14 protein-coding genes and 1 pseudogene are annotated in these 20275 nt (G+C 60.2%); 1 reads left to right on the top strand and 14 read right to left on the bottom strand.

The window, feature by feature from the left end; all coding sequences use genetic code 11:
* Positions 1 to 78: 78 nt before the first annotated feature.
* Both rplJ and BREU_RS01130 read right to left on the bottom strand, forming a co-directional pair.
* Positions 79 to 600, bottom strand: a complete 522-nt coding sequence (gene rplJ, locus BREU_RS01135; protein WP_044089145.1) for a 50S ribosomal protein L10 — start codon at positions 598 to 600, stop codon at positions 79 to 81.
* Between the two features lie 520 nt (positions 601 to 1120).
* Positions 1121 to 2515 (bottom strand): NCS2 family permease, encoded by a 1395-nt coding sequence (locus tag BREU_RS01130; protein ID WP_044089146.1) that lies wholly within the window; start codon positions 2513 to 2515, stop codon positions 1121 to 1123.
* Between the two features lie 339 nt (positions 2516 to 2854).
* On the opposite strand from BREU_RS01130, the gene BREU_RS01125 reads away from it, so the two are divergent.
* Positions 2855 to 3610 (top strand): hypothetical protein, encoded by a 756-nt coding sequence (locus tag BREU_RS01125; RefSeq protein WP_044089147.1) that lies wholly within the window; start codon positions 2855 to 2857, stop codon positions 3608 to 3610.
* Positions 3611 to 3917: 307 nt separating this feature from the next.
* Here the strand turns inward: BREU_RS01125 and pstB are convergent, their stop codons facing one another.
* The 12 genes and pseudogenes from pstB to BREU_RS01065 form a co-directional block, all read right to left on the bottom strand.
* Entirely contained in the window at positions 3918 to 4697 is a 780-nt protein-coding gene (gene pstB, locus BREU_RS01120; protein WP_044089148.1) for a phosphate ABC transporter ATP-binding protein PstB, read from the bottom strand.
* Between the two features lie 31 nt (positions 4698 to 4728).
* On the bottom strand, positions 4729 to 5721 hold the full coding sequence (gene pstA, locus BREU_RS01115) for a phosphate ABC transporter permease PstA (RefSeq protein ID WP_044089149.1): 993 nt from the start codon (positions 5719 to 5721) through the stop codon (positions 4729 to 4731).
* Positions 5721 to 6674, bottom strand: coding sequence for a phosphate ABC transporter permease subunit PstC (gene pstC, locus BREU_RS01110; protein WP_044089151.1), 954 nt, complete (start codon positions 6672 to 6674; stop codon positions 5721 to 5723). Before pstC ends, pstA begins: the two co-directional genes overlap by 1 nt.
* Positions 6675 to 6861: 187 nt before the next feature.
* Positions 6862 to 7995, bottom strand: a complete 1134-nt coding sequence (pstS, locus tag BREU_RS01105; protein ID WP_044089152.1) for a phosphate ABC transporter substrate-binding protein PstS — start codon at positions 7993 to 7995, stop codon at positions 6862 to 6864.
* A gap of 178 nt (positions 7996 to 8173) precedes the next feature.
* Positions 8174 to 8878 (bottom strand): response regulator transcription factor, encoded by a 705-nt coding sequence (locus tag BREU_RS01100; RefSeq protein ID WP_044089153.1) that lies wholly within the window; start codon positions 8876 to 8878, stop codon positions 8174 to 8176.
* A gap of 493 nt (positions 8879 to 9371) precedes the next feature.
* Positions 9372 to 10667, bottom strand: a pseudogene (locus BREU_RS01095) (sensor histidine kinase); the annotation flags it as partial.
* Positions 10668 to 10984: 317 nt separating this feature from the next.
* Complete coding sequence (locus BREU_RS01090) at positions 10985 to 12298, bottom strand: MFS transporter (RefSeq protein ID WP_044089154.1); 1314 nt, start codon at positions 12296 to 12298, stop codon at positions 10985 to 10987.
* Between the two features lie 373 nt (positions 12299 to 12671).
* A complete protein-coding gene (mtnN, locus tag BREU_RS01085; RefSeq protein WP_081886464.1) occupies positions 12672 to 13385 on the bottom strand; it encodes a 5'-methylthioadenosine/S-adenosylhomocysteine nucleosidase in 714 nt (237 codons plus the stop codon).
* Positions 13386 to 13486: 101 nt separating this feature from the next.
* On the bottom strand, positions 13487 to 14719 hold the full coding sequence (locus tag BREU_RS01080; RefSeq protein ID WP_044089155.1) for a 3-deoxy-7-phosphoheptulonate synthase: 1233 nt from the start codon (positions 14717 to 14719) through the stop codon (positions 13487 to 13489).
* Positions 14720 to 14881: 162 nt separating this feature from the next.
* Positions 14882 to 16018, bottom strand: a complete 1137-nt coding sequence (locus BREU_RS01075; protein WP_330935783.1) for a 3-deoxy-7-phosphoheptulonate synthase — start codon at positions 16016 to 16018, stop codon at positions 14882 to 14884.
* Positions 16019 to 16739: 721 nt separating this feature from the next.
* On the bottom strand, positions 16740 to 18089 hold the full coding sequence (locus tag BREU_RS01070) for a C1 family peptidase (RefSeq protein WP_044089175.1): 1350 nt from the start codon (positions 18087 to 18089) through the stop codon (positions 16740 to 16742).
* Between the two features lie 546 nt (positions 18090 to 18635).
* The gene (locus BREU_RS01065; RefSeq protein ID WP_044089176.1) at positions 18636 to 20108 is read right to left on the bottom strand and encodes an SPFH domain-containing protein; all 1473 of its coding nucleotides are present in this window, start codon (positions 20106 to 20108) and stop codon (positions 18636 to 18638) included.
* Positions 20109 to 20275 lie beyond the last annotated feature (167 nt).

Here is a 20275-nt window from a genome sequence, read left to right as displayed (position 1 = left end):
CCTGCACGACTCGGCGGCCTTACCGTCTCAATGTTGTATTTGTTTTCCGAATTGTTCATGCGGCGAGCCGCATGGGAATCAAGCTGCCTTTTCCTGCTTCTCGCGCAGAGCATCGATCGTACGCACGGCCTTGGTAGGCAGAGCGACGAACAGGTATGCGGCCTTGGCAGTCGTGGCCTTGAGGTCTCCAGCGAACTTGGAGAGCAGCTGCGGGCGAGACATAAGGTCGGCAAGCTTCTTGGCACCCTCGGCGTCGTAGACGGTGCCATCGGCATAGCCGCCCGAGATCACGAGAGCCTTGTTGGTCTTGGCAAAATCACGCAGCGTCTTCGCAGCCTCGATGAAGTCGCCCTTCACGAAGGTGATGGCGGTCGGGCCCTTGAGCAGGTCGTCGAGACCCTCAATGCCCGCTTCCTTGGCGGCGATGCGCGCCAGCGTGTTCTTAGCCACAGTGTAGGAAGTATCGCGGCCTAGCTTTTCGCGCAGTTCGGAAACCTGCGGAACGGTAAGCCCGCGGTACTCGGTCAGGTAGACAGCATCAGCGTTACGGAACTGTTCCGTAAGCTGAGCGACCACCGCTTCCTTTTCGGGCCTCTTCATGGCGTTCCTTCCTAAATCGGCCATTGATCTGAAATCGGAACACTCGGCTGGGCAATAAAAAAGCCCTGCGCACAGGCAGAGCAATACATCATGAAGCGTATCCGCTTCGGTCCTTATCGGACGCATATCTCTCAACCTGCGCTGGCTTGGCGAACCAAACTTCGGAAGTGCGTTTGCGCGCACCTCAACCAACGGTCTGTGGTTTACGAGTGGATAGACTACGGTCGGTCGCGGACAAAGCAGCCGTCGCCCATCACATCGGCGTGTCGCAATAGCAACGATTCTGCCATCGAATCCCAATAATCTACGGAGTCAAGCCAATCCAGCCGAACGCTTGGCACAATCGTTGCGGCTGACCCATCATACAGTGCAACGATTCTGCCATGCAGGCCGATTGATTGACGCAATACCGCCAATCTCCGCTCGGCAATGGCGGAATCGTTGCGGATGTGCCGCCAAAACAAACGGGCAGGCCGACCCAGCGGATCGACCTGCCCGAATCATAGGCTTGCCAAGCCCGTCACAGAATCGCCATGCACACGAAGTCCAGGATGAACAGCGCGGAGACGATCCAGAGCATCGGATGGACCTCCTTGGCCTTGCCCTTGCAGGTCTTCACGATGCAGTACATGATGAAGCCGCCGGCGATGCCGTAGGAGATGGAGTAGGAGAAGGCCATGAACACGGCCGCGAAGAACGCCGGGATGGCCTCGTCGATGTCCGCCCAGTTGATCTCCTTGAGCGAAGCGGCCATCATGCAGCCCACCAGCACCAGCACACCGGCGGTGGCGGCAGACGGCACAGCGGAGACCACCGGGGCCAGGAACGCGGACAGCGCGAAGCAGACCGCCACGACCACCGAAGTCAGGCCGGTACGGCCACCGGCCGCGATACCGGCCGAGGACTCCACATAGGTGGTGGTGTTGGAGGTACCGCAGATGGCACCGATCGAGGTGGCGATGGAGTCAGCGAACAGGGCCTTGTCCATCTTGGAGGAGAAGCCATGGCCGTTCTCCAGCGCCTTCTCGTCCTCCAGGGAGAAGATGCCGGTGCGGCGACCGGTGCCGATGAAGGTGCCGAGCGTGTCGAACGTGTCGGACATGGAGAACGCGAAGATGGTCACGATCACCAGCGGCAGCTTGGCCGGGTCGGAGAACAGCGCCGGGAAGCCGTCGGCGGAGAAAATCGCGCCGAAGGTCTGCGGCAGCTGGGAGAAGGTCTCGGAGATGGACATCGAGGAGCCGAAGTTGGTCACGCCGAATGGGATGCCCACCACGGTGGTGATGGCGATGGCCAGCAGCAGGCCGCCCTTGACCTTCATCACCGTGAACACGACGGCCAGCAGCAGGCCGATAAGGAACACCCACAGCACCTTGTCGTTGAAGGTGGCAAGACCAGGAGTGGCGGCCACGGCACCGCCCTCGGCGGCGGCCTTCGGGTCGCCGGGCGTGAACTTGATCAGGCCGACGTTCAGCATGCCCACGTATGCCACGAACAGGCCGATGCCGCCGCCGATGGCCTGCTGCAGCACCACCGGGATGGCTAGGATGATCATCTTGCGGATCTTGGTGACCGTGATGATGATGTTAATCAGACCGCACAGGAACACCATGCACATGGTCTGCTGCCAGGTGAAGCCCAGGCCGAAACATACCGTATAGGTGAAGAATGCGTTGAGGCCCATGCCGGCCGCCTGCGCGTACGGCACGTTGGCGAACAGGCCCATGACCAAGGTGCCGATGATGGCCGCGATGATGGTGGCGAGGAACACGCCTCCCCACGGCATACCGGTCTGGGACAGGATTTGCGGATTGACGACGATGATGTACGCCATCGCGAAGAAGGTGGTGAGGCCGGCCAGGATCTCAGTCGAGACGGTCGTGCCGTTCTCCTTCAAATGGAAGAACTTCTCCATTACTCTCTACTTCCTTGGGTTGTGCGGGGTTTCGCCGTTCGCCGGCAAGCGAGAGACGTCGATGCGTGGCACCGACACAGACGCATAAACGTCAATGCTGACGTCAATGCTGCCATTCGTCTGATTTGCTTGTCGTGCTGGACATGGTCACCCCGGCGAGAATTGCGACTCGCCCTGATCGACCTGTCCGCGCGCGTTCGACGCAGTCACCCGATCAGAACCATCGTTGATTATAACCGGTGCATATATCGCGAAAACACTGCCGTCGGATTCGGAGAATGCAGTTAGCGGAAAAGCGTAGACTGGCAATCGCAGATAAGAGGCCGAAAGAAGGGGAACATGGCACAGACACCGGTGGAAGTCAGTATCACTTCATGGAGAAAGAACACGGTCAAGCCGGGGCATGAGCACGGGCGCGTGCTGTTGATGCCCGGCACTGGCTACAACTGCGATCGTCCGCTGCTGTATTGGGCTGCCCAGGCATTGGCGGAAAACGGCTGGCGCATCGATCGTATGAATGTGCGCAACGCTTCGGACGACCTGTCCACCGTGATTCCTGTGCTCAATGATGCCATCGACGATTGGGTCGCATCAGTGCGCAACGCATCCGGGACCGATGGCTCTGCCTCGCCTGCCCGCGCGCCGCGACTGCTGCTGATCGGCAAATCGTTGACGACGATGACCTATCCGCATGTGGCATCGCACTATGGTCTGCCGTTTGTATTGCTGACTCCGGTGCTGCATCACGCCGACTTTGACCCGTCGGCGCGCGTGATCCCGGTGCCCGCCGTCGGCGATGACATCGTTGGCGAGCCCGAGGCGCCGAGCGTGGAAGAGGCAGCACAGGCGATTCGCTCAGAACATGCCGGCGATTCGCATGCCCGAGTCAGCCGGTACAACGGCCCTGCGCCGCTGATTTGCGCCGGCACTGCGGACCCGTTCTACGACCGTACGCGCGCGAATGCACTGACCCCGCACGTGCATGAGTATCCGGACGCCAACCATTCAATCGAAGTCCCCGGCCATTGGCGTCGTTCGCTCGACTATCTCAAGGAAGTTACCGCTTCGGTGGCTCAGTACGCCGCCACACTGTGATGCAATCGCACCGCAACGATCCTGCCAAAGCAACTGGCAGATTGGCTTAATCAGAGTAAGTCACAACCCACCATGGCAGAATCGTTGCACTTCATAATGCATCAGCAGCGACGATTCTGCCGAGTAATTCTGCCAATCGGCATAAGTGCGCCAGACTAGGTCGAGGATTGGCAGAATCGTTGCAGGCGAGAAAGAAGAAAACAAAACAAAAAGACCGCCTCACGGGCGGTCTTTATCAGCCTTACGCGGTCAACGCCACGCTCAGGCACAACCTGCGTACAGCCGCGTGGGCCGCGCGCAGGATCGATCAGCCGAAGCGGCCGGAGATGTAACGCTCGGCCTCTTCGTTCTGCGGGTTGTTGAACATCGTCGTGGTGTCGGCGAAGTACTCGAGGTGACCGGGCTGGCCAACGGCCTTCAGGTTGAAGAAGGCGGTGTAGTCGGCGATACGGGCGGCCTGCTGCATGTTGTGGGTCACGATCACGATGGTGTAATCGTCCTTGAGCTCGTTGATCAGATCCTCAACGGCCAGGGTGGAGATCGGGTCAAGGGCGGAGCAAGGCTCATCCATCAGCACGACCTGCGGGTGCACAGCCACAGCGCGGGCGATGCACAGACGCTGCTGCTGACCACCGGAAAGGCCGATGCCCGGGTTGTCCAGACGATCCTTGACTTCGTTCCACAGGTTGGCGCCGCGCAGGGCCCACTCAACCAGGTCGTCGGCGTCGGACTTGCTCAGGTGCTTGTTGTTCAGACGAACACCGGCGAGCACGTTCTCGCGGATGGACATGGTCGGGAACGGGTTCGGGCGCTGGAAGACCATGCCGACGTCACGACGAACGGACACAGGATCCACGTCCTTGTCGTACAGGTTCTTGCCCTCGAGCAGGACCTCGCCCTCGACGTGAGCGCCGGGGATAAGCTCGTGCATACGATCCAGGGTGCGCAGCACGGTGGACTTGCCGCAGCCAGAGGGGCCGATGAACGCGGTGACCTTGTTGGCCTCGATGTTGATGTTCACATCTTCCACAGCAAGGAAGTCACCGTAGTAGATGTTCTCGTGGTTGACGTCAATACGTTGTCCCATGATGTTTCCTTATTCCTTATTGTTGAACGGTTTAGCGCTCGGTCTTGACTGCGAAGACCTTGGCGACCAGACGGCCGATCAAGTTCAAGAGCAGCACGATGATGATCAGCACAAGTGCGGCGGACCAGGAACGTTCCATAGGAATGGTGGTGACGCAGGAGGCGTCGGCACCAGCCGGGCAGTTGGCGTTGAGCTTGGAGTATTCCTGATAGACGTACACAGGCAGGGTGGTCATCTGGCCGGAGAAGAGGTTCACGTTGGTGCTGGCGATGTAACCTGCGGTCATCAGCAACGGTGCAGTCTCACCGATCACACGTGCGATGGCGAGGATGCAGCCGGAGACGATGCCCGGCAGAGCGGTACGGAGCACGATCTTGGTGATCGTACGCTGCTTGGTAACACCCAGAGCAAGAGAAGCCTCACGAAGATCGTTCGGAACGATCTTCAGCATCTCTTCACAGGATTTGACCACGGTCGGCAACATCAGCAGGGACAATGCCACAGAACCTTCGAAACCGTTGATGGTACCAGGTCCGAACACGATGGTGAACATCGAGAATGCGAACAGACCGGCGACGATGGAAGGAATACCACTCATCACATCGACGAGCAGCGAGATGGTCATGGCCAGCTTGCCGCCGTGCGCGTATTCAACCAGGTACACGGCGCACATGATGCCGATCGGGATGGAGATGACCATTGCACCGGCAGTGATCTCAAGAGTACCGATGATGGCGTGGAGAACACCACCGTAGCCACCGGACGGGGTCGGGTTACCACCGACCACACCGGTCATGTTGTAACCGAGGAAGTTCAGGTTCAGACGCTTCGCACCATTGATAATGGTGGTCCACAGCACGGAGACCAGCGGGATGCAGGCGATGACGAAGGCCAGCGCGATGACGCCGGTCATCACGTAGTCCTTGATCTTACGGGCCTGCTCGGAGGAACGGGTCGGGCGGAACTTGTCGAAGTCGATGACGGGAGCGCCGTCAAGGTTCTTCTTCTTGGTTGCTTCAGCCATCAGGCACCCGCTTTCTCAGTGATCTTACGAGCCACGAAGTTCACGACGAAGGTGATGAGGAACAGGATCAAACCGGTTCCAATCAGGACGGACACGCCGAGGTCGTTGGCTTCAGGGTACTGTGCGGCGATGTTGGCTGCGATGGTCTGGCTCTGGGAAGCCTGCAGTAGCTTGATGGAGTAGCTGAGGCCAGGAGACAGGATCATCAAGACGGCCATGGTCTCACCGAGTGCACGACCAAGAGCCAGCATGGAGGCGGACACGATACCGGACTTGCCGAACGGAATCACGGCGAGCTTGATCATCTCCCACTTGGTGGCGCCGAGGCCATACGCAGCTTCCTGCTGCAGGGACGGCGTCTGGAGGAAGATATCACGCGACATGGAGGTGATGATCGGCAGCACCATAACGGCGAGCACCACGGCGACCGTACCCACGGTACGCTGCGGGTTTGCTGCAGGACCTGCGAAGATCGGAATCCAGCCAAGGTGGTTGGCCACCCAATCCCAGAACGGGTAAATGGCAGGAACCAGAATCAGACCACCCCACAGACCGTAGATTACGGAAGGAATTGCGGCGAGCAAATCCACCACATAGCTCAGACCAGTGGCGATGTTCTTAGGCGCATAGTGCGAAATGAACAGTGCGATGCCGATGGAAACGAAGAAGGCGATAATCAGGGCGAGGATGGAGACCAGCACGGTGCCGAACAACAGCGGGAGCACATAACCCCAGAAATTGTTCGCCTTACCACCGGTGAAGTTGGAAACAGTCTCGTTGTTCGCAGCCTGATCGCCACCGATGAGCGGCCATGCGCGGAAGAAGAGGAAGAGGAATACGGCGGCAAGCACCACAAGAATCAGGATGCCGCAGCCATACGCCACACCGCGGAACACCTTATCGGCGGTTTTCCCGCCTGTGGGTGCGAGAGCCGTTTTGTCTTGCGAACTCACGGATTCTCCTTATATGAAGGAATTGACAAAAACGATTGCGAGTAGAGCCATGTGGGAAACATGTCCTTTACCCGCTTTGAGCCGCAGCCGTTTACTACGACTGCGGCTCAAAGTTTCAGACCATTGATTTGGTCGGTTTTCAGTTATCCTGAATCAATGAATCATGCGGTTGTGTAACCGCCGTGAGTCACTTGGTCTTGATGGCCTCGATGGACTTGCTGATCTGGGAGGTCAGGCTGGACGGCAGCGGAGCGGAGCCGGCGGCATCCTGAGCGGCCTTCTGGCCTTCCTCGGAGGTGACGTAGGTCAGCCAAGCCTTGGCGAACTCGCCCTGCTTGGCGTCCTTGTAGGCCGGGCAGACGATGTCGTAGGAGACCAGCACGATCGGGTAGGCACCCTTGGCTTCGGTGGCGTGGTTGATCTTCACAACCACACGGTTGTCGCCCTTGGCGGTGTCGTCGAGCTTGGAGTCGCCGATGACCTTGGAGCCAGCCTCAGCGGAGATCTCGTTGTAGGAGTCGCCGACCTTGATGGCGGCGGTGCCGAGGTCGCCAACCTGGGAGAAGTCAGCGTAACCGATGGTGCCGTCGGCCTGCTTGACGGTGGAAATCACACCGGAAGTGCCCTTGGCGCCCTGGCCAACCTCGTTCGGCCAGTTCTCGGAGAGGTCGTAGGTCCAAGCGTCAGGAGCCTGATCCTTGAAGTAGGAGACGAAGTTCTGAGTGGTGCCGGACTTGTCGGAGCGGTGCACAACGGTGATCGGGGTGCTCGGCAGCTTGAGGTCCTCGTTCTGGTCCTGGATGGCCGGGTCGTTCCAAGTGGTGATCTTGCCGTCGAAAATCTTGGCGGCGGTAGCAGCATCGAGGTTGATGTGCTTGCCGGCGTCGGAGATGCCCTTCAGGTTGAAGACGATGGCAATCGGGGAGATGTAGACCGGGACGTCGAAGGCCTGGCCGGAGGCGCAGACAGCCTTGGACTTCTCGATGTCGTCATCGGACAGGGCCTTGTCGGAGCCGGCCCAAGCGGTGGCACCGGTCAGGAAGGTGGTCACGCCAGCGCCGGAACCGGTCGGGTTGTAGGCGATCTTGGCGTCAGGGTTGGTGCCCTGGAAGCCGGCGATCCAAGCTTCGACGGCAGCCTGCTGGGAGCTAGCGCCAGCGCCCTGGAAGTCGCCGGAGACCGGCTCGGCCTTGGTAGCGGAATCGGTGGAAGAAGAGTTGTTGCCAGTGGAGGCAGTGTTGTCGCCGCAGGCAGCGACAGTAGCGAGCATCGCGATGCCGGACAGAGCGGCAAGGGAGCGAACGAGAATGTTCTTCTGCATGATGTTTCTTATTCCCTCTATCAGTAAATCTCGGGCAGGAAAACCCACCCGGTCAACTCATGACATTTACTAGAGTATTAGCCATTGAGAGGGGCCAAAACCGAAATCAGTAAACAGAAGATGAACACTCGAGCATATTTGAAACTACACGAAGCATGTGTAGTTTCCGTACTTTGTTTCACTCCGTGGGCTTGTCGATTTTGTAGCCGAGTCCGCGCACGGTCGTCAGATACTTGGGATGAGCCGGGTCCTCTTCGATCTTGGAGCGCACACGCTTGACGTGCACGTCAAGCGTCTTCGTATCGCCGACGTAATCGGAGCCCCAGATGCGATCGATGAGCTGATGGCGGGTCATCACACGTCCCTTGTTCTGCATCAGGTACTCGAGCAGCTCGAACTCCTTGAGCGGGAAGAACACGGTCTCGCCGCGCACGGTGACCTGATGCTGGCCGACCTGCATGGAAATGTCCCCGCATACCAGCGGAATATCATCATCCACGGCACCGGTGGACTGGGCGGTGGACTGATTGCGGCGCAACACGGCACGGATGCGCGCCAACAGCTCGCGGAACGAGTACGGCTTGGTCACATAATCGTCGGCACCGATCTCCAGTCCGACCACCTTGTCGATCTCCGCGCTCTTGGCCGTGAGCATGATAATCGGCACGCGGCTTTGTTCGCGTATCCGACGGCACAGCGCAGTGCCGTCAATGCCCGGCAGCATCAGATCAAGCAACACCATGTCGATGCCACCCTTGGTGAACAGTTCCAAGCCCTCCTCACCGGTGGCCGCAGCAGACACGTCATACCCCTCGCGTGTAAGTTGATAGACCAATGGTTCGCGATAGGATTCCTCGTCTTCGACGATAAGAATACGTGTCATAGTGGCCTTTCTCGGGTATGTCCCCGGTCGGGTAAGCGCAAAATTCTCAGATACCATCGTAGCCATCCCCTCTTCGTTCTCCTGCCGTTTGCCTAAAGTACGTAATTTATTAGTATGCGCTACGTGGAGTGAATACGCGAAAACACCCTGCCACGTCACGATCTCCGCGATTGCCACCCGCGCGCATCGGGCTGTCGTGTTCGCCGGGCCTCGCCATGAGAGGGGTTCCCGACAAATCGACGCTTCTTCAACGCTTGGAAGATTCAGCCTGTGAGCCGGCCTTCCGGCTGAGATCTGCCAGAGAATCGACGCCAGCCTTTCAGGACGCCGATTCCGTCATCTTCCCACCGGCATCATCATCGGACACCGGCGATGCGGGCCCGGAAGCGGAAGAATCCGCAGTGGTGGAATCCACAGCGGAGACACTTGAAGGACTCCCCTGCTGCACCGGCTCCTGCTCGGCAGCAGGCTCCTGCTCAACGACGGGGTCGGACTCAGACTCGGCAGCGGGCTCAGGGTCGGGCTTGGCAGCGGGCAATTCGATGGTGAACGTCGACCCCTCGCCTTCACGGGACCACACGGAGATGCGTCCGCCATTTTCCTGCACGCAGTGCTTGGTGATGGCGAGCCCCAGCCCCGAGCCGCCGGTCTGGCGCGAACGCGCGGGGTCGACGCGGTAGAAACGTTCGAAGATACGGTCCAAGGACTCCTCGGGAATGCCGATGCCCTGATCGACCACGCGAATAGCGACCTTGCCGTTACGCTCCGCAACATCCACGGCCACCGTGGTGCGCTCGGGCGAATAGTGAATGGCGTTCTCCACCAGATTCTTGACCGCCGTCTGCATGGCATCGGCATCCGCCTTGATGTACAGATTCCGCGCCGACTCGGCATCAGCCGCGGAAGCGTCGGTGGCATCGAGCGGCGCCGAATGCCCGTTGGCGTTGAGACGGATATCCACATGGTGGGCCTCCGCCTGCACCTGGTTGTCGGCGATCGCAGCACGGGCTATGTCCAACGCGGAGATGCGCTTCGCATTGACCACGCCCTGAGAGCTTTGCGCCCGCTGCAGATCGATCAGGTGATGCACCAGCTCGGTCAGTCGCGCCGACTCCTTGGATATGCGGCCGGAGAAGTACCGTACGGCGTCCGGATCATCGGCGGCATCGGTGATAGTCTCGGCAAGCAGCGCGATCGCTCCTGCCGGAGTCTTCAATTCATGGGAGACGTTGGTCACAAAATCACGCCTCACAGCCTCGAAACGACGCTGTTCGGACATGTCGCTGATGAAAATCGCATACAGATCGTCGCCGATATCGCCGATGCGCACACGCAGATACAGGGTGTTCGATGGCCTGAGCTGTCCGGCTTCAATACCTTTACCGGTGATGGTCGAAGGGAACGGGCTACGGTCCACTGGCAGCTGGACTTCACGCTCGCGCACTCCCCCGTCCGAGGCGGCCTGGGTAAGAATGTCTTCGACTTCACGCGAATTGATGCGCTTGCCCGAGACGAGTCCGAACGGCGCCGATCCGGGGCTGGCGTACTGCACCTGTCCGTTGCGGTCGGTAATGATCAAGGCTTCCGGCATGACCTCTATGAGACGACGCTCGGTGGGGCGAACGGGTACGTCCTCGCCGAACAGTGATTTGGCGTCCTTATCGGAGGCGAAGGCCTCCTCGGCTGCGGCCCGCCCGGAGGCTCGCCCTTTGCCGTACGAGATGACGATGGCCCACGCCATGCACAATGCGACCAGCACCAGAATCACGATAATCTGCCAGAAACTCATGATTCCTAGAGTAAAACGTCTCTCATGTAGCACACGAAGCCGACTACGTAAGTTCGCCTACTGTTCATTTGAGGAGACGTGCAGCGCCAGGACCACGGACGCCAGGCACTGGCGGCAGGCGACGCCATATGCCGTGCAACCCATCCGACAGCTCGATGCATCGCACTCGCATCAGCAATACCGGGCCAGCACAAACCACATCGACACAAACCACATCGACACAAACCACATCGACACAGGTACGAAAAAACGGCGCCACCACGAATGGCGACGCCGTTCATTCGACGGTCAAGGTCAGAACGACCTCAACCATACGATCACAGCTCGTAATCCTTATCCTTGCTTTCCTTGATGAGGAACAGGGCGAGCAGGGCGAGCGCGGCCATGATGGCCATGTACCAGCCCACACCGGCCACGCCGAACTTGGAGGAAACCAGAGCCTGGGCGATGGTCGGGGCGAACGCGCCACCGAAGATGGCGGCGAGGTTGTAGCTCAGGCCTGCGCCGGAGTAACGAACGTGCACCGGGAAGAGCTCAGGCAGGTAGGCGCCGCACGGCCCGAACAGGCCGCCCATGAGCACGAAGCCGACGCACAGGAAAATCATGATGTGGGCGGCGGAGTGCACGAGCAGCAGCGGGGTGAAGAAGCTGAAGACCAGCGTGCCAGCAGTCACCACGAACAGGACCTTCTTGCGGCCCACCTTGTCGGCGTAGACGCAGGAGACCACGATGAAGATGGCGAAGAACACCACCGAGCACATCTGCATGAGCAGGTAATCGCTCTGGCTGAACTTCAGGCCCTTGACGCCGTAGGAAAGGGACCAGGTGCCGAGCACATAGAACAGGGTGTAGGTGATGCCCATGGCGACCGTACCCAGCAGGACTTCCTTCCAGTACGGCAGGAGGTCACGCAGCGGGTGCTTGGAGGTGCGCTTCTCAGTGTGCGCCTTGCGGAACACCGGGGTCTCGGACATGCGGGCGCGCACATACAGGCCGATGATGACCAGCACCGCGGAGCACAGGAACGGGATACGCCAACCGAAGGCGATCATCTGCTCCTGGCTCAGGTTGGACTCGAGCAGCAGGTTCAGGCCATAGGCGCAGAAGAAGCCGATCGGGGCGCCAAGGTTCGGGAAGGAGCCGTAGAGCGCACGCTTGTCGGCCGGGGCGTTTTCGGTGGCCACGAGGGCGGCACCGGACCATTCACCGGCGAGGCCGACACCCTGGCATGCGCGGCAGATGCACAGGATGACCACGGACCACGGGCCGATCTGGTCATAGCCAGGCAGGCAGCCGACCAGGAAGGTGGCGATGCCCATCGTCATCAGCGCGATGACCAGCGTCTTCTTGCGGCCCATCTTGTCGCCGAAGTGGCCGAACAGCATGGAGCCGAACGGGCGAGCAAGGAAGGACACGGCGAACGTGACGAACGCCATCAGGGTGGCGAGCGCCGGGTTGGACTTGGCGACGCTCGTGAAGAAGATCATGCCGAAGTAGCTTGCCGCGGCGATGGAATAACAGTAATTGTCGTAGAATTCGATGGCCGTACCGACCATGGAAGCAGCGATGATCTCAGGAACCGAATCCTTCTTCACGGGTTCCTGAACGGCTGCGGTTGCAGTTGCAGACATTATGGTTCTCTCTCCTCATGCTGCGAATCAGCGTTTGCATACGCTGTCCGTACATACTTATGCAGCATGTGCCATGGCTGCGGTTGGCATGCCATGGCTCACAATTCAAAGCACAACGACAGGCATGCGGAGAGGCGTGAATCGGCTTGTGGCCACAACGACGTCCCCACACATCGCTGTGCCTGATGTTCGAGTATGGACCTTGGCTGCGGACGAGAGCCTGAATCGTTCACATTGTGAACCTACGGGCCTATAGGCCTATGGGAAAGACCTGTGAGCACACAATCCGTCGCCATATGATGACGCCCCTCATGAAGAGGGGCGTCATCAGAGCGTCATCAGTCCATCATCAGGGCAGCCGAAGCCAAGAGAATCACAGTCGCTTGACGATGTCCACGGCAAGGCGGGCAGCAGTGTCGGCGTATTCGGAGATATCGAACTCCTTGAACACCTCGTAATCGGTATCGGCATTGTCGGAGAGCGCACGAATCACCAGAGCAGGCACATCGTTGCGGGCGGCGACCTGCGCCACGGCGGCACCTTCCATCTCCACAGCGTCGGCACCGGTTCGGCGAATGACCTCCTCGACCTTTTCGGGGGTGTCCACGAAGTAATTGCCGGAGGCGATGATACCGGTGATGTGGGTGATGCCGGCATTGGCGAGCGCCTGATCGGCGACCTGCAGCAGGTGCGGGTCGGAGAAGAATTCCTCGACCGGCTTGTCTTCGGTGCCGGGCTTCCACTGTCCCACCAGACGCATATCGGTATCGAGGTAACGCAACGTACCACCGAGCACCACATCGTTGATATGCAGATGGGTGTTGAGATTGCCGGCGATTCCGGAGAAAATCACGGCATCCGGCGCAAATTCATCGATGAGCAGCTGGGTGGTGGCCGCGGCATTCACCAAGCCCATGCCACCCACCGTGGCGGCGACCTTGATGACGTCCGAACCGAACGAGTCCACGGTACCCACCGCGATGTCCAGACTGCCCTTGGCGATGTGGGTGACGTGGGTGAGCGACTTGGCGATCAGCGCCACTTCCTCATCCAATGCGCCAATGATGGCTACCGTTTTCATACCCATATATAAGTTCCTTTCACGTTATTACATCTCAGACTAGAAGAACTACCCCTCAGTCTCACTACGTTCGACAGCTCCCTTGACAAAGGGAGCCAGAAGGAAGGTCAGTGCCAGCGACGGGTGGCGACGGCGTCGGCCAGCTCGCGCAGCAGTGCCTCGGTATCCGGCCAGCTGATGCAACGGTCGGTGATGGATTTGCCGTAGACCAGCTGGTCGAGAGGAGCGGCCGGCTGATTGCCGCCTACGAGGAAGCTTTCCATCATGATTCCGGTGATGCCGCGCTCACCTGCCGCGATGCGCCGCGCGATGTCCCGCACCACTTCAGCCTGACGATGCTCGTCTTTGCCGGAGTTGCCATGCGAGCAATCCACGATCAATCCATGTGACGCGGCGGAATCCGCCGGCATTTCGTCGCGGATCGTCTCCATGGCCTTGGCCACGGACGTGGCATCGTAATTGGGGCCGTGAATGGAGCCACGCAGCACCACATGGCAGTCCGGATTGCCGAGTGTCTCCACGGCACAGGCACGGCCCATATGGTCGATGCCGAAGAAGGTATGCTGCTGGGACGCCGCGAAACAGCCGTTCACCGCCGCCTTGACCGAGCCATCAGTGGCGTTCTTGAAACCGATCGGCATCGACATGCCACTGGCGAGCTGACGATGCACCTGGCTTTCCGTGTTGCGCGCACCGATGGCACCCCAGCTCACCGCATCGGCGATGAACTGCGGGCTCGTCGGCTCAAGGAATTCCGTTGCGGCAGCCAGACCTTCATCAAGCACACCGAGCAACGTCTTGCGTGCCAGCAACAGGCCTTTGCGGATGTTGTGGGTGCCGTCGATGTCCGGGTCGTTGATGAGCCCCTTCCAGCCGACCGTGGTACGCGGCTTCTCGAAGTACACCCGCATGACGATGAGCAGCTCGCCGTCGAGCTCGTTCATGACTTTCGCCAGTCTGTGGGCGTAATCAAGCGCAGCTGCCGGGTCATGCACCGAGCACGGACCCACAATCACCAATAGACGATCATCCTGCCCATAGAGGCAGGCGCGGATCTCGTCACGCGAGTAGGCGACGATCTCCTGAGCATGCGCGCTGAGCGGCAGTTCCGCTAGCACTTGGGCCGGCGTAGGAAGCGGCTCAAGCTCCAGCACCCGTCGGTTGACGATACGGCTGACGCCGACCTGATCCTCCCAACGCGGCACATCGGTGGCGACAAGCGGATTCTTCCCCTCATCCATCGCCTGCCGGATGGCCCGAAGCTCCTCCGGCGTGTTCAACGGCTGGGGATGGACCGGTGATGTCTGCTCAGCCAGGTTCTGGCCTTGCTGCTGCTGCATGTTCTCTTCTCCTTGTGCACTATCTTCCCCAAGAATAAAGTGTCACAGGAACAAACAAACCCTCAAACACACTTCAGCGCCTCAGCGCGCCTGCAGTGCGCCCTTCTGCTGCAAAACGCTCACTGAGCACTGTTCAGTGAGCGTTTCTTGCAACAAAGTACCTTATCGCTGAAGGTTGCGACGGGCGGTGACCGCGTCGGCCAGCGTATGCAGCAGCTCGTTGGTGCGGTCCCACGGCACGCAGGCATCGGTGACGGACTGTCCGTAGACGAGCTGGTCGAGCGGCGCGGGCTTCTGATGGCCGCCTACGAGGAAGCTTTCCATCATGATGCCGGTGATGCCAGGCTCGCCGGCGGCGATGCGCTCGGCCAGCTCCTCGACCACTTCGGCTTCGCGGTTCTCATCCTTGCCGCAATTGCCGTGTGCGGCGTCGATGACCAGACCATGTTCGCTCGGACCGGACGCCTTGGAAGCCTTCAGCGCGGCCAATAGCCTGACGCACCGATTCGGCATCATAATTCGGACCGGTATTGGAGCCGCGCAGAATGAGATGGCAATCCGGATTGCCCTTGGTCTCAGCGGAGATGACGCGCCCATCGAGGTTGATGGACAGGAAATGATGTTCGAACCCGGCCGTGTAGCAGGAATCGGCGGCAGGCTTGATCGAACCGTCGGTGGCGTTCTTGAAGCGACCGGCATCGACAGGCCGCTGGCCAGCTCGCGGTGAACCTGGCTTTCCGTGTTGCGCGCACCGATGGCACCCCAGCTGATCGCATCGCAAATGTACTGCGGAGTGATGGGGTCAAGCCATTCGGTGGCGGCGGGAAGGCCGAGGCTCAGCACGTCGGTCAGCACCTTGCGGGCGAGCCACATGCCCTTGCGGATGTTGAAACGGCCGTCCAGGTCAGGGTCGTTGATCAGGCCCTTCCAGCCGATGGTGGTACGCGGCTTCTCGAAGTAGACGCGCATCACGATGACCAAGCGGTCTTCAAGCTCGCGCTTGACGGCGGCCAGTTTTTCGGCGTATTCATGGGCGGCCTTCGGATCATGGATGGAGCACGGGCCCACGATAACCAGCAAGCGGTCGTCACGGCCGTTCAGCACGTCTCGGATCTCCTGACGGGAGTGAAGCACCAGCTCGCTCATCGCGTCGGTAAGCGGCTGCTCCTTGAGGAACGCGCGAGGCGCGGGAATCGGGTCAAGCTGGCGGATGTTGATGTCCACGGTCTCCGGAAAGACGGCCTGCTCCCCCAAACGACGCTCGTCTTCGGAACTGTCCGGACCACGAAGTGCTGCCATGCCGACTCTCCTCTCTTGCTCTCCGAATGATTCAAGCATGCGAAAACGTAAGTCTACCTGTGCGTCTGCCGATATGGAAACGTCCGGCCGTTTTGTGGACGGCCGGACGTTTGCGGGTTGGGTGGCGGGCCGGCGGCTTAGGCATACTAGCGGTCTGTCTCACTAATAATTGAGCACTCTTCTCGTGTCTCTCCCCCAGTCAGCTTCGCTGACAGCCCCCTCCGTCAGAGGGGGCCGATACGGCTTGTATGGCTCCCCTTGTCAGGACAGCACCGTGAAGCAAACAGCGAAGCTGTTTGTAGGTGCTGTGCGAGCCGACAGGCGAGCCAGTTGAATGCGCGCGTAGCGCGTCCGAATTTGCAGGACGAGCTGTCGGCGTAGCCGACTGAGGGGTAGTCGTCAGAGGGGCCAACACCACTCAGACAATTACGAGACGGACCACTTGTTAGCCAATGCGCTCCGCGCCCTGCAAGAACGGAGCCGCCTACGGCGGCACTCAGCATTACCTTCGCCGTTCCTCGTGGCCTATCGGCCCCGAGCCGCGCCTGTGGAAAGCCCACCGGGCTTTCCACTCAACGGCGCGTCGGCTCAGGCGCGCTTGCGTTTCACGCAAGCGCGCTCCGCGCCCACCGCCGGCCTGTCGGCCGGAAGCCGGGAAAACAACCCACTGGGTTGTTTTCTATTCCCGGCTTTTCGCATTGGCTGATGCGCGCTTCGCGCGCTACTTAGCCAATGCGCCCATCGGATCCCATGCGGGGAGCATGGTGGCAGGCTCTTCTAGGGCCTTCTGATACTCCTCGGGGAGCATGGCCTTCGGAACCGCCACCTCGTAGACGTACTCGGTGAACCAGTCGTCGGACATGGTGAAGTAGCCCTTGTCGGCGATCTTTGCACCCCAGGAATTCTCCACGCGCCAGCGGCGGGTCGTGGTGCCGTCATCGGCGACGTCCACACCGGCGAAGGCCATGGCGTGGTTCATCGCGGAATCGGCGAAGCGCACGCGGGCCTCCTTGTCGAGGTCGAAGTCCACGTCGTACACCTTGCCGTACTCGAACAGGTCGGTGGCCCAGGAGCCGTTCTCGCGGTCCATGAACGGGTGGCAATCAGCACCGAACCAGACCGGGATGCCCTGTTCGACCAGGATCTTGCGCACGCAGTCCTTCATGAACTGGTTCGGCACGTTGAGGTATTCGGTCGCGTCTCCACCGGCAACGTTGCCCAGGTGTTCGATGCCGATCTTCTTGCCCTTGGCGTGTTCGGCGCGCGGGTCGTCCACGAGGCACACGTAGTCTTCAAGGCCGGCCGGGCCCACGTACTTCTGCCAGAATTCGACCGGCGTGATCTCGCCGTCGCGATGGAACTCGCCGTCGGCGTCGGTCCACTCCCAGTCGAAGGAGACCGGCGGCTCACCGAGGTGAATGGTCAGGATGCGGTGTCCGGCAGCGGTGGTCTCGGCCACGATCTCGTCGGTCTTGGCCTGATCGCCGGCCGCCGCATACAGGTGCGCCACGGCGGTGTGCAGCAGGTGGCGCAGCTGGGTGTTCATCGCACCGGTGTTCTTGGAGGATTCGGTCTCCGGGAACAGGTCCTTCGGCACGGCGCCATACTTCTTGTACACATTCATGGCCATCGTCCACTGGCCACCGTCGCCCATCACGTCGGCGAGCAGATGCTGCATCAGACGGGAGTCGGCAGGTTCGCCGGCTGCCACCAGTGCGGCCACATCCTTGAGGAAGTAGTTGACGCGCTCGAGCTTGTCGTAGTACATCGCATAGTTCTGGGAGAACTCGAACTCCTTGAGGTTCATGTTCTTCTTGGCGATGAAACGGGCCACGTTCAACGAGCTGAACAGCCAGCAACGGCCGGAACGGTCCTGATGGGTGGCTTCGCCGTTGTCGACCACGGTGGAGAAACGACGCTGCAGCAGACGTGCGCGGTCGTAGTTGCGCGCCACCTTCTCGATACCGGCGGCGGTCACCGCGTTCATGGCCAGACGGTTGGTGCCGTCGGCGTCGAATTCGTCACGCAGGGCGTGCAACGCTTCGCCGGTCAGAGGCGAGAGTTCACTCATGTCTACTCCTTCTTCGGATTGGTGCGCTTGTGGCGCGTGTTACAACGATTGCGGCACCCGGCTCAACGCACAGGTGCCGCAAGTTCTTGTCTCTAGCAGTGTAGCCGGCCGACCGTAAAAGGCTTCCGCACATCAGCTGCAGGTATTTTGTATACCTGTGTAACCGGCTGCAGGTATTTTGTGCTTCCGTACGCTCAACAACCGGCTCTATTGAGACACAAATTACCTGCACCCCCTTTTCATGTACCTGTATTACCTGCAGCGTTCTGCTGAAATGTCTCTGTTTTACCTGCATTCAGCGGAACAGCGCATATCATGTCCCCGTAATAGGCCATAAATAGACACAAAAGACCTGCAGCACGACCTGCAACACGATCCACGATGGAGGTTTGCAGGTATTTTGTGTACAGATATGCGAAAGCCCGGCACCTGGCCGGGCTTGGCAATGGTCAACGAACCATATCAGTAGTCATCAATGGCTGTCAACGGCTATGCAGCACTCGGTAAGAGCCTCGGTGAGGCACTCTTCGAGGACCGTAACCACGCTCACTGCTGTTCCGCGATGGCCACGGTGGGCTGTTCGTCGGCGGACACAGCGGCCTCGTTCGCAGCCTCGGCCTCGTTCGACTGCTCGGCAGGCGCAGCATCTGACTCCTCGGCGACGGCCTTGGCCGGCTCGGTCACGGTTTCGCCTTCCACCGGTGCCGGCACCGGATTGACCACCGGCAGCGACGTTTCGGCCGCGTTCTTGGTGGCCTCGAACGCGAATCCGGAGAAGGCCTGGGCGAACATAGAGCGCAGTTCGGAAACGCGCTGGGTGATCGTGGCCTCACGCTCCTGAAGATCGGCGATGTGCTTGGTCAGGCTGTCCAGCTCGCTCTGGGCGGCAGCGCGACGCTCCGCCACCTGGGCGTCAGCGTCCGCACCGGCCTTATGCACGATGGCGGCAGCCTGGGCATCCGCTTCCTGACGCTTGTTCGCTGCATAGGAATCGGCTTCTTCGCGGGTGGTCTTGGCCTGCCCCACCAGCTCGTCGGCCTCCTTCTTGGCTGCCTCGCGACGCTCCTCCAAGTGCTGCAACAGTTCATTGACCTTCTTGGTGGCCTCGTCCTGCTGGGCGGCGATATCGTTGCGGATCTGCTCGACTTCGGCGCTGACTTGGCTGATGGTATTCGTACGGCTGACCTCGGCCTCGTCGGTGATCTCCTGGGCCTTGGACTTGGCGGCATCAATGATCTCACCGGCCTTGCGCTGCGCCTCGGTCATCATCTTGGAGACCTGTTCACGCACATCGGCGAGCTTCTTGTTCGCCTCCGCAAGCGCGGCCTCGATCTGATCGTTGGAATCGGACTTGAGCTTGGAGATCTCCTCGTTCGCGGCCTTGCGCTGCGCGGCGATCTTGGCGGTGGCCTCGGCCTTCATGTCCGCCAGCTCGCGTTCCTGGGAGGCGCGCTCGGAGGACAGCTTCTTGTTGTGCTCCTCGCGTGCGTTGCTCAGCTCAAGTTCCACGGCCTGACGCTGCTCGGTGATGTTCTTGGTGGTCTCGGAACGCAGCTGATTGGTCTCCTGCTTGGCCGAAGAGGTCAGGGAGCCGGCCTGGGTGGTGGCGTTCTGCAGGATGGAGGATGCCTTGGCGTTGGCGTCGTCGAGGATGTGCTGTGCATCCAGTTTGGCATTGTTGAGCAGCGTTTCCGCCTGGGCCTGGGCGGCCATACGAGTGGCGGAGGCGTCCTGCTTGGCGCGGTTCAGCAGCTCGGTGCTGGTCTGTTCGGCGGAGGCGAGCATCTGCTGCGCGTTGGCGCCGAGCGATGCGAAGCTGTTCTTCTGTGGCTTCTTGTTGCGCTCCTCCTGCAACTGCGCCTGCAACTGCAAGATGCGATCATCGTCCGCGGCAATCTGCTCACGCATGCTGGCCAACGTCTTCTGAGCCTGGTTCAGGCTGTTCTGGGCGGCGTCGAACGCCAAGTCGACCTTCTCTTTGTCATATCCTCGCAGCACCACCGGGAAACGATCCACCATGGCTGATTATCCTTTCACATCCAATAGCCTTTGGCTTGTCCTTGATGCACTGTACCGCATACGGATGATGGATACAGCCATCGATATGCAATCGTTACAATGCGTGCGAACGATGTTCTAGTTTGCCGCGGCAACAAGGTCATGGTGACCATGGCTACACCGCGGCG

Origin of the sequence: Bifidobacterium reuteri DSM 23975 (assembly GCF_000741695.1) — a bacterium.
GTDB classification, from domain to species: Bacteria; Actinomycetota; Actinomycetes; order Actinomycetales; family Bifidobacteriaceae; genus Bifidobacterium; species Bifidobacterium reuteri.
This window is presented reverse-complemented; position numbering and strand designations above follow the sequence as displayed.

What these genes read in the sequence shown, in the direction of transcription:
- BREU_RS01080 (WP_044089155.1), bottom strand. Translation starts at nt 14,719, where the DNA reads ATGCAGCAGCAGCAAGGCCAGAACCTGGCTGAGCAGACATCACCGGTC.
- BREU_RS01130 (WP_044089146.1), bottom strand. Translation starts at nt 2,515, where the DNA reads ATGGAGAAGTTCTTCCATTTGAAGGAGAACGGCACGACCGTCTCGACT.
- pstB (WP_044089148.1), bottom strand. Translation starts at nt 4,697, where the DNA reads ATGGGACAACGTATTGACGTCAACCACGAGAACATCTACTACGGTGAC.
- rplJ (WP_044089145.1), bottom strand. Translation starts at nt 600, where the DNA reads ATGAAGAGGCCCGAAAAGGAAGCGGTGGTCGCTCAGCTTACGGAACAG.
- BREU_RS01100 (WP_044089153.1), bottom strand. Translation starts at nt 8,878, where the DNA reads ATGACACGTATTCTTATCGTCGAAGACGAGGAATCCTATCGCGAACCA.
- BREU_RS01065 (WP_044089176.1), bottom strand. Translation starts at nt 20,108, where the DNA reads ATGGTGGATCGTTTCCCGGTGGTGCTGCGAGGATATGACAAAGAGAAG.
- pstA (WP_044089149.1), bottom strand. Translation starts at nt 5,721, where the DNA reads ATGGCTGAAGCAACCAAGAAGAAGAACCTTGACGGCGCTCCCGTCATC.
- BREU_RS01070 (WP_044089175.1), bottom strand. Translation starts at nt 18,089, where the DNA reads ATGAGTGAACTCTCGCCTCTGACCGGCGAAGCGTTGCACGCCCTGCGT.
- BREU_RS01090 (WP_044089154.1), bottom strand. Translation starts at nt 12,298, where the DNA reads ATGTCTGCAACTGCAACCGCAGCCGTTCAGGAACCCGTGAAGAAGGAT.
- mtnN (WP_081886464.1), bottom strand. Translation starts at nt 13,385, where the DNA reads ATGGGTATGAAAACGGTAGCCATCATTGGCGCATTGGATGAGGAAGTG.
- BREU_RS01075 (WP_330935783.1), bottom strand. Translation starts at nt 16,018, where the DNA reads ATGGCAGCACTTCGTGGTCCGGACAGTTCCGAAGACGAGCGTCGTTTG.
- BREU_RS01125 (WP_044089147.1), top strand. Translation starts at nt 2,855, where the DNA reads ATGGCACAGACACCGGTGGAAGTCAGTATCACTTCATGGAGAAAGAAC.
- pstS (WP_044089152.1), bottom strand. Translation starts at nt 7,995, where the DNA reads ATGCAGAAGAACATTCTCGTTCGCTCCCTTGCCGCTCTGTCCGGCATC.